We start from the raw sequence: 897 nt of genomic DNA on the forward strand, positions 1-897 counted from the left end.
CCTCCAGCATCAGTTCGAACTGCTCGATTTTCCGGTCTATCTTCTCCGATGAAGGACCATGCTGCCGATGGCGCAGCAATTCCAACTGCGCACGCAGAAGATCGATAATGGAATCGCGCTTGCTGACTTCGGCTTCCTGTGCACGGAGTTTCGCCGCTTGCTCAGCGACGAGCGCACGCAAGGCAGATAGCTCATCCTGACTGTCAATCGGCGTTGTTTCCATGTCCAAAAACTAGCCGATTTGCGTCTCTAACGCCAGGTATTTCGCCCGGAACCTCCTGCAAAACAAGGGTTTTCACCCCGTTCTCCCCGGTGCGGAAGTCCACGCCGGCCTTCGCCAGTCGATCCCCTCAACAAGCATGGAAAGCTGGGCCTGCGTCAGATGCGCAACCCCGTCTTTCGCCGTCGGCCAGGGAAAGTATCCGCGCTCTAGAATTTTATAGTAGAGGCAAAATCCCTGGCCGTCCCACCACAAAAGCTTGATCCGATCAGCACGCTTTCCCCGGAATCCAAAGATCGCGCCAGAGCCCGGCGCTTCCTTTATGACAGCCTCGACCAACGCTGACAGACCATCAATGCCGCGCCGCATATCCGTCACCCCGCAGGCCAAATAGACCCGTACATTTCCCGAAGGCCCGATCATGCCGCCTCCACGCAGGCGATCAAAGATGCCAACGTCTTTCGCTCAAGGTCGGCTGGAACTTTTAAACCGCGACCGTTTCGTAGCAAGATCTTGATGAACATTGGCGCGGGCGGAGCGGCAGGCTTCTGCCGGAGACCTACTTCGTCCACGAGCTGTACCGGAAGGAACGATGGCGACGCACTAAAGTGGCTGAATGTCTTTCGCCATAAACGGATCTGACCCGGATGGATGTCATGCCGGCGGGCTACATCCCC

At 57.1% G+C, this 897-nt stretch carries 3 protein-coding genes; all 3 read right to left on the reverse strand.

Annotation, left to right across the window (positions count from 1 at the left end):
• Positions 1-223: IS66 family transposase (locus Q4Q11_RS31895; RefSeq protein WP_498571988.1), on the reverse strand; the 223-nt coding region annotated here is incomplete at its 3' end.
• A gap of 72 nt (positions 224-295) precedes the next feature.
• Positions 296-643 (reverse strand): IS66 family insertion sequence element accessory protein TnpB, encoded by a 348-nt coding sequence (tnpB, locus tag Q4Q11_RS31900; RefSeq protein ID WP_113217715.1) that lies wholly within the window; start codon positions 641-643, stop codon positions 296-298.
• Positions 640-897 (reverse strand): transposase (locus Q4Q11_RS31905; RefSeq protein ID WP_498571989.1); only part of this gene is annotated, 258 nt, incomplete at its 5' end. The genes tnpB and Q4Q11_RS31905, both read right to left, overlap by 4 nt.

The sequence above is a fragment of the Rhizobium sp. UFLA01-1127 genome, from assembly GCF_059803845.1.